The sequence below is a fragment of the Inquilinus sp. genome, from assembly GCF_057815775.1.
In genome coordinates this window covers 1-5,951 of record NZ_JBYRFX010000220.1, presented here as the reverse complement: position 1 = coordinate 5,951, position 5,951 = coordinate 1, and the positions used below count along the sequence as shown (strand labels likewise).

At 70.7% G+C, this 5,951-nt stretch carries 9 protein-coding genes; 6 read left to right on the top strand and 3 right to left on the bottom strand.

Translation table 11 applies throughout. The features are described 5' to 3' along the window. Together AC3XYG_RS08010 and AC3XYG_RS08005 are read left to right on the top strand one after the other, a co-directional pair. Nucleotides 1-492, top strand: a 492-nt coding sequence (locus AC3XYG_RS08010; protein ID WP_489139287.1) for a dihydroorotase, incomplete at its 5' end; no start/stop codon positions are given. 38 nt (nucleotides 493-530) lie between these two features. Beyond that, a complete protein-coding gene (locus AC3XYG_RS08005; protein WP_489139286.1) occupies nucleotides 531-869 on the top strand; it encodes a hypothetical protein in 339 nt (112 codons plus the stop codon). Between the two features lie 22 nt (nucleotides 870-891). Here AC3XYG_RS08005 and AC3XYG_RS08000 read toward each other — a convergent pair whose 3' ends face one another. Then, a complete protein-coding gene (locus tag AC3XYG_RS08000; RefSeq protein ID WP_489139285.1) occupies nucleotides 892-1,203 on the bottom strand; it encodes an NIPSNAP family protein in 312 nt (103 codons plus the stop codon). A gap of 125 nt (nucleotides 1,204-1,328) precedes the next feature. On the opposite strand from AC3XYG_RS08000, the gene AC3XYG_RS07995 reads away from it, so the two are divergent. Then, complete coding sequence (locus tag AC3XYG_RS07995) at nucleotides 1,329-2,642, top strand: alanine racemase (protein ID WP_489139284.1); 1,314 nt, start codon at nucleotides 1,329-1,331, stop codon at nucleotides 2,640-2,642. A gap of 14 nt (nucleotides 2,643-2,656) precedes the next feature. Further along, nucleotides 2,657-3,247: a hypothetical protein gene (locus AC3XYG_RS07990; protein WP_489139283.1), complete on the top strand. Its 591-nt coding sequence runs from the start codon at nucleotides 2,657-2,659 to the stop codon at nucleotides 3,245-3,247. Nucleotides 3,248-3,251: 4 nt separating this feature from the next. On the opposite strand, the gene AC3XYG_RS07985 is transcribed toward AC3XYG_RS07990, so the two are convergent. Then, on the bottom strand, nucleotides 3,252-3,854 hold the full coding sequence (locus tag AC3XYG_RS07985) for a DUF938 domain-containing protein (RefSeq protein WP_489139282.1): 603 nt from the start codon (nucleotides 3,852-3,854) through the stop codon (nucleotides 3,252-3,254). Continuing rightward, on the bottom strand, nucleotides 3,851-4,660 hold the full coding sequence (locus tag AC3XYG_RS07980; protein WP_489139281.1) for a DUF72 domain-containing protein: 810 nt from the start codon (nucleotides 4,658-4,660) through the stop codon (nucleotides 3,851-3,853). The genes AC3XYG_RS07985 and AC3XYG_RS07980 overlap by 4 nt, the downstream gene beginning before the upstream one ends. A 171-nt stretch (nucleotides 4,661-4,831) precedes the next feature. On the opposite strand from AC3XYG_RS07980, the gene AC3XYG_RS07975 reads away from it, so the two are divergent. Both AC3XYG_RS07975 and AC3XYG_RS07970 read left to right on the top strand, forming a co-directional pair. Further along, nucleotides 4,832-5,458: a glutathione S-transferase family protein gene (locus tag AC3XYG_RS07975; protein WP_489139280.1), complete on the top strand. Its 627-nt coding sequence runs from the start codon at nucleotides 4,832-4,834 to the stop codon at nucleotides 5,456-5,458. Nucleotides 5,459-5,483: 25 nt separating this feature from the next. Continuing rightward, nucleotides 5,484-5,951, top strand: a 468-nt coding sequence (locus tag AC3XYG_RS07970) for an alpha/beta fold hydrolase (RefSeq protein WP_489139279.1), incomplete at its 3' end; no start/stop codon positions are given.

The following is a 5,951-nucleotide window of genomic DNA, read 5'->3' as shown; positions in this document are numbered from 1 at the left end:
GTGCTCGACCAGGGCGACGGCCGGGTCGGCGCCACGATCACACCGCAGCACCTGGTGCTGAACCGCAACGACCTGCTCGTCGGCGGGGTGCGGCCGCATTACTACTGCCTGCCGGTGGTGAAGCGGGAGAACCACCGCCTGGCGCTGCGGGCGGCCGCGACCTCGGGCGACCCGCGCTTCTTCCTCGGCACCGATTCCGCGCCGCATCCGGTGCATGCGAAGGAGACGGCCTGCGGCTGCGCCGGCGTGTTCAACGCCCGCGTCGCCGTCGCCTGCTACGCCGAGGTGTTCACGGAGGAGGGGGCGCTGGACCGGTTCGAGGCCTTCGCGTCGCTGAACGGCCCGGCCTTCTACCAGCTGCCGGTGAACGAGGACACCATCACCCTGGTCCGCGGCAGCGAAGACCTGCCGGAACGGCTGGCGGTGCCGGGCGGCAACGACGTCCACGTCTTCCGCGGCAAGACCGTGCCGGGCTGGCGGGTGGCGGGGTAGGCTCACATGGGGCGACCCAGAGGCCGAAGGACGTTCCGATGATCAGGCCTGCCGTATTCCACGATGCGCCGATCACCGGGCTCTCGGTGGAGGGCGGCGTGCTTCACATCGAGGTGGGTGAGTTTGCCCTGTCGCAGGCCGAGATGTGTCCGCCGACCCGCCTCTCGATCCGGAACTGCCGGGAGATCCTTCGCAACGGCATCTTGGTTGCGAGAATCGTGTCGGAATCCGAAGGTGGTGAGATCTATCGGATCGAAGAGGATGCTACCGGCATCACCGTGACGGTCATTTGGCATAAATTCCAACCGTATGCCGAATGGTCCGTCGTCTACAGGTTTGCCGGAGCGGATCTGGCAGTAACTGCTTCACAGCCGTGAGCTCATACAGGTTCGCCCCGGCTCAGCTCTCTGTCCCGACCGGGCGGAAGAACGTCCGCTCGTGGCGCAGGAAGCAGCGGTTCTCCTTGGCGTAGGCCATGGCCTTGGCGACCTCGGGGTCCCCGGCGGCGCGCTGCCGGTAGACTTCGTAGGCAGCGAAGCTGGGGAAGCTGAACAGCGCCAGGGCGACGTCGCTCTCGCCCTCCGACGGCAGGAAATAGCCGTGATGGGTGCCGCCGAAGCGCGGCACCAGCTCCAGCCACATCCGGGCATAGGTCTCGAATTCCGGCAGCTTGTCCTGGTCGACGACGTAGCGGACATGGCAAGTGATCATCGCGGGCTCCAGGGCGGGGATGGTGGTGCTAGCATAGCCTGCATGAAGCTGCCTGCGAGCGTCCTCAGCCATCGCCTGGCTGGATCGTGATCGCGGCGCTGGAATTCGTCGGAAAGGATCTGTCCGTGACCGTCGCGATCGATGCGCTTGATATCAGCATGCTGGACGACCGCATCCGCGGCGTGCCGCCGGGAACCGCGCCGATGCCGCTGGCGGCGGTGGCGGCAAAGGGCTGGCATCCGGCCGAGGGCGAGATGTCGCTGCCGGTGCTGACGCTGGATGAGGCGGCCTTCGCCGGCAACCGCGACCTGATGCTGCGCTATGCGGCGGAGCAGGGGGCGGCGATCGCGCCGCATGGCAAGACGCCGATGCTGCCGCAGCTGGCCGGGGCGCTGGTCGCGGCCGGGGCCTGGGGCACCACCGTGGCCGACATCCGCCAGGCGACTGTCATGCTGCATGCCGGGCTGAACCGGCTGATCCTGGCGAACGAGGTTGGCGGCCCGGGCGGCGCCCGGCGCCTGGCCCGGCTGCTGGAGGCCTATCCGCAGGCAGAGCTGCATCCCTTCGTCGATTCGGTCGAGGCGGTACAGGCGCTCGATGTCGCCTGGCGCGAGGTCGGGCTGCCGCCGCTGTCGGTGCTGGTCGAGATCGGCGCCGGCCGGGCCGGGGCCCGCGACCTCGCCGCGGCCGAACGGGTGATCGCCGCGGTCGCCGCCAGCGACGGGCGCCTGCGCCTGGCCGGCGTCGCCACCTATGAGGCCGCGGCGGCCAGCGCCGCCCCCGGCCGGGCCGAAGCCGTCGTCGCCGGTCTGGCCGAACTGGCAGCGGCGACCTTCCAGCGCGTCCGCGCCGCGGTGGGCGCCGGCGTCCCGCTGATCGTCACCGCCGGCGGCTCCTATTATTTCGACCTGGTGGTGCGCCATCTCGGCCCGGTGGTCGCGGCAGATGGCGCGGCGACGCTGGTGCTGCGCTGCGGGTCGCTGTTCCTGAGCGACCACGCCTTCACCGCCCGCGGCCTGGCCGAGATCGACGGGCGCCAGGGCTTCCGCATCGGTGGCGAGATCCAAAGTGCGGCGAAGAGCTTCCGCCCGGCGCTGCGGCTGTGGGCCGAGGTGCTGTCGCAGCCGGAGCCCGGCCTGGCGCTGTGCGGCATGGGCATGCGCGACGTGTCCTACGACCAGGACCTGCCGATCCCGTTGCGCCTGCACCGCGACGGCCGGGTGCTGGCCGATTTCGCCGGGCCGGACGCGGCGCGGGTGGCCAAGCTGAACGACCAGCACAGCTTCCTGGCGCTGGGCCCCGACAGCCCGGTCGCGGTCGGCGACGTCGTCGAATTCGGCATCTCCCACCCCTGCACCTGCCTGGACCGCTGGCGGGTGGTCTGGGGCGTGGACGAGGGTGGCCGGGTCCGCACCGCCTATCCCACCCGCTTCGGCTGAGCATGGGTTCGACGATGAAACTGTCCTGGTTCGTGGCCTTGATCGCATGGGCCCTGGTCGTCCCGGCCATGGCGGCGGAGCCGTCCGGCCTGGCCGACGCCACCATCCTGATCATCCGCCATGCGGAGAAAAGCCCGCAGAGCGGCCATGGCCTGACCCCGTCCGGCGAGGCCCGGGCGGCGGCCTATGTCGGCTATTTCCAAAACCTGGCCCTGGACGGCGTGCCGGCGCGGCCGGACATGCTGGTCGCCACCGCCGACACCAAATCCAGCCATCGCCCGCGCCTGACGATCGAGCCGCTGAGCCGCGCGCTCGGCCTGCCGGTCGATCTGCGCTTCAAGACCCGCCAGGTCGACGCGCTGGCCGAGGCGTTGCGCACCGAGCCGCATGGCCGGCGCATCCTGATCAGCTGGCATCACGAGGCGGTGCCGCAGCTGATCCAGGCGCTGGGCTTCGACCCGACGATCATTCCCGGCGGGCATTGGCCGGACGACATCTATGGCTGGCTGGTGGTGCTGCGCTACGACCATGCGGGACAGCCGATCCCGGCCTCGGCGCAACTGATCCGCGAGAACCTGATGCCGGACGACGCCGCCAGCCGATGAGTCGTTAGGCTCGCCGGAACACCACGCTCAAATTATTCGCCGGCATCTCGGACACCGCGGGCGGCCTGAAGCCGGCGGTCGCGGCCAGGGCGGCGACCGCCTCGAGGTCGCGCAGGCCCCAGTCCGGGTTGCGGCCGCGCAGGCTGCGGTCGAACTCCTCGTTGCTCGGCGCGGTCGGCACGCCGGCGCGGCGATAGGGGCCGTACAGGTACAGCGGCGCGCCGGGCGACAGGATCGCCGCGGCGCCGCGCATCAGCCCTTCGGTCGCGGCCCAGGGCGAGATGTGGATCATGTTGATGCACAGCACCGCATCGGCCGCCGCGATCGGCCAGGGCGGCGCCGCCGCGTCCAGCGCCAGGGGCGGGCGCAGATTGGCCAGGCCGCTCTCCGCCGCCCAGGCGGCGATGCTCTGCCGCGCCTCGGGGTTCGGGTCGGAGGGCTGGAAGGTCAGGCCCGGCAGGCCCCGGGCGAAATGCAGGATGTGCTCGCCGGAGCCGCTGGCGATCTCCAGCACCGTGCCCGCCGTGGGCAGCACGCCGCGCAGCACGGCCAGGATCGGGTCGCGGTTGCGCGCCGCCGCGGGCGCGTGCTGGCGGGGGTCGGTCACGCCAGCTTCGCGATCAGCGCCATGGCTGCGGCCGGCGCCTTCGGCTTGTGGCCGTTGATCATGTAGACGAAGACGTCCCGTGCCTTCGGCGGCTTCGCCTCGGGCGCTCCGATCGTCTTCAGGTCGTCCGGCGCGCCGCCCTGGGCCCATTGCTTCGCCCGCTTGGCCCAGCCGTCCAGCGCCTTGGCGGAATAGCCGGTCTCGATCTCCTCCGACGCCCGCTGCAGCCGTGCATAGACGAAGGGGGCGGTCACGTCGGGGATCTCCGGGAAGCCCTCCTTGTCGGTCAGCACCACGGCGACCTTGTGGGAGCGCACCAGGTCGACGAACTCCGGCACCCGGAAGCTGTCGTGCCGCACCTCGACCACATGGCGCAGGGCGTGGCCCTCGACGCTGTGCGGCAGCAGCTTCAGGAACGCCTCGAAATCCTTGGGGTCGAACTGCTTGGTCGGCAGGAACTGCCAGTTGATCGGCCCCAGCTTTTCCTTCAGCTCGGTGATGCCGCTGGTGACGAAGCGTTCGATCGACTCGCCGGCCTCGGCCAGCACGCGCCGGTTGGTGGTGAATCGGGTGCCCTTGATCGAGAAGACGAACCCCTCCGGCGTCTCCTCGCGCCAGCGGGCGAAGCTCTCCGGCTTCTGCGAGCCGTAATAGGTGCCGTTGACCTCAATCGAGGTCAGGTGCTGGCCGGCATATTCCAGCTCGCGCTTCTGGGCCAGGCCCTTGGGGTAGAAGGTCCCGCGCCAGGGCTCGAAGGTCCAGCCGCCGATGCCGACGCGAATCCCCGATGTCTGCTGTGCCGGCATTCCATCCCCCTATCCCGCGTGATCGATTCCGAGAGCGACGTTCGGCCGGGGAGGATGGCACGCCGCATCCCGCGATCCAACCCGCGGGATCGCGGGATCCGGCCGTCGACTTCGGCGCCACGCCCGGCCACACTGCGCGCCCGCCATCGCGCCGCCCGGCTGGAGACGCCCATGATTACCGTCCATCACCTCAACGATTCCCGGTCGCACCGCATCCTGTGGCTGCTGGAGGAACTCGGGCTGCCCTATGCGGTCGAGCGCTACCAGCGCGACCCACAGACCCGGCTGGCCCCGCCCGAGCTGCTGGCGGTGCATCCGCTCGGCAAGGCGCCGGTCATCGTCGACGACGGAAGGGTGATCGCCGAATCGGGCGCCATCATCGACTACATCATCCGCCGCCATGGCGGCGGCCGGCTGCAGCCGGCGCCGGACACGCCGGCCTATGACGACTATGTCCACTGGCTGCATTTCGCCGAAGGCTCGGCCATGCTGCCGCTGATGCTGGCCATCTATGCCGGCCGGCTGGGCGACGCCGCGGCGCCGGTGCGGCCGCGGATCGACAGCCAGATCGCCAGCCACCTGGCCTATGTCGACGCGGCGCTGCGCGGCCGACCCTATCTGCTCGGTGATGCGCTGACCGGGGCCGATATCCAGCTCAGCTTCATCGGCGAGGTCGCGGGTTCGACCGGCAAGCGCGTGGCCTATCCGGAGCTCGACGGCTGGAACCGGCGGATGCAGGATCGGCCGGCCTACAAGGCGGCCGTGGCCAAGGGCGGCCCCTACGCCCTGGCGCACTGAGACAATCCGACCGGGAGGATCGATCATGCCGCATGTCACCGTCGACGGATGCCGCCTGAACTACAGCCTCGACGGGCCGGCGGACGGACCGCCGCTGCTGCTGATCCACGCCGTCGGGTCGGATCACGGCATGTGGGCGCCGCAGGTCGACCGCTTCGCCAGTCGGTTCCGGGTGCTGCGCTACGACCATCGCGGCCATGGCGGCAGCGACGTGCCTGCCGGGCCGTACAGCCTCGACCGGCTCGGCCGCGATGCGGTCGGGCTGCTCGACGCGCTCGGCATCGGCCGCAGCCATGTCGTCGGCCTGTCGATGGGCGGGATGGTGGCGCTGTGGCTCGGCATCCATGCGGCGGACCGGGTGGACCGGTTGGTGCCCTGCTGCACCACCGCCTATGCCGGCGGCGGCGCGGTGTGGGACCCGCGGATCGCGGCGGTACAGGCGGGCGGCATGGCGGCGCTGGCCGATGGCGTGATCGAGCGCTGGTTCACCCCC

Excerpts from the sequence above, each read along its gene's own strand:
- AC3XYG_RS07980 (WP_489139281.1), bottom strand. The coding sequence starts at position 4,660 with ATGCCGGCACAGCAGACATCGGGGATTCGCGTCGGCATCGGCGGCTGG.
- AC3XYG_RS07990 (WP_489139283.1), top strand. The coding sequence starts at position 2,657 with ATGAAACTGTCCTGGTTCGTGGCCTTGATCGCATGGGCCCTGGTCGTC.
- AC3XYG_RS08000 (WP_489139285.1), bottom strand. The coding sequence starts at position 1,203 with ATGATCACTTGCCATGTCCGCTACGTCGTCGACCAGGACAAGCTGCCG.
- AC3XYG_RS08005 (WP_489139286.1), top strand. The coding sequence starts at position 531 with ATGATCAGGCCTGCCGTATTCCACGATGCGCCGATCACCGGGCTCTCG.
- AC3XYG_RS07975 (WP_489139280.1), top strand. The coding sequence starts at position 4,832 with ATGATTACCGTCCATCACCTCAACGATTCCCGGTCGCACCGCATCCTG.